This window comes from Extibacter sp. GGCC_0201, from assembly GCF_017566055.1.
Taxonomy (GTDB): Bacteria; Bacillota; Clostridia; order Lachnospirales; family Lachnospiraceae; genus Extibacter.
This window is the reverse complement of sequence record NZ_JABFCH010000297.1, coordinates 1-208: the sequence shown is the minus strand read 5'-3', so window position 1 is coordinate 208 and position 208 is coordinate 1. Positions and strand designations below refer to the sequence as shown.

General features: G+C 56.7%; 1 protein-coding gene. It reads left to right on the top strand.

Translation table 11 applies throughout. The features are described from left to right. On the top strand, nucleotides 1–208 hold a 208-nt coding region (locus HJV72_RS19600; protein ID WP_208073561.1), incomplete at both ends, for a hypothetical protein.

Below are 208 nucleotides of genomic sequence, written 5' to 3'. Positions count from 1 at the left end.
GCCGACTACTTGCTGGGAGGATATTTCACTCCACTGGAAAGCCAGATAAGATACATGGCGACCGGTATCAAGGAACGCCTCGAAGGGCGGATGCCCCGGCAGCAGGTGACGGAATGCGCCAAGCAGTACGTGCTGAACTGGCATGTGCTGCAGAAGTATGGCATCCCGCTCGAGAGCATTCCGGTGGAGTACACCGTGATGTACATCC